At 63.6% G+C, this 847-nt stretch carries 1 protein-coding gene; it reads left to right on the top strand.

What is annotated here, in order from left to right:
• Positions 1 to 106: 106 nt before the first annotated feature.
• The coding region (locus HCU76_RS36350) for an acyl-CoA carboxylase subunit beta (protein ID WP_305729968.1) at positions 107 to 847 on the top strand (741 nt) is incomplete at its 3' end.

The raw sequence follows: 847 nt of genomic DNA, 5'->3' as shown, positions 1-847 counted from the left end.
ATCTCCCGCCACCGCGCCCAGTTCCACCTGATCCGTCGATGGAAGAACAGATTCCGAAGCAAATCCACACGAGCGTGGGCAAGAAAAAACCAAGAGGCAACACACCATGAAAGAAATTCTCGAACTCCTCGAACAACGACGCGCGCAGGCCCGCCTGGGCGGCGGCCAGAAGCGCATCGATGCGCAGCATGCCAAGGGCAAGCTCACCGCGCGCGAGCGCATCGAGCTGCTGCTGGACGACAACACCTTCGAAGAATGGGACATGTTCGTCGAGCACCGCTCCAGCGACTTCGGCATGGCCGAGCAGAAGATCCCCGGTGACGGCGTGGTCACCGGTTACGGCATGATCAACGGCCGCCTGGTCTTCGTCTTCAGCCAGGACTTCACCGTCTTCGGCGGGGCGCTCAGCGAGGCGCATGCCGAGAAGATCTGCAAGGTGATGGACCAGGCCATGAAGGTCGGCGCGCCGGTGATCGGCCTCAACGATTCCGGCGGCGCGCGCATCCAGGAAGGCGTGGCATCGCTCGGCGGCTATGCCGAGGTGTTCCAGCGCAACGTGATGGCCTCCGGCGTGGTGCCGCAGATCAGCATGATCATGGGCCCGTGCGCGGGCGGCGCCGTGTACTCCCCGGCCATGACCGACTTCATCTTCATGGTGAAGGACTCCAGCTACATGTTCGTCACCGGCCCCGAAGTGGTGAAGACCGTGACGCACGAGGACGTGACCGCCGAAGAGCTGGGTGGTGCCTCCACCCACACCTCCAAGAGCGGCGTGGCCGACATGGCCTTCGAGAACGACGTCGAGGCGCTGATGATGCTGCGCCGGCTCTACAACTACCTGCCGCTG

The sequence above is a fragment of the Variovorax sp. dw_308 genome (genome assembly GCF_019207085.1).
Lineage (GTDB): Bacteria > Pseudomonadota > Gammaproteobacteria > Burkholderiales > Burkholderiaceae_C > Variovorax.
The sequence above is the reverse complement of the archived record's forward strand: the minus strand, read 5'-3'. Positions and strand labels throughout refer to the sequence as shown.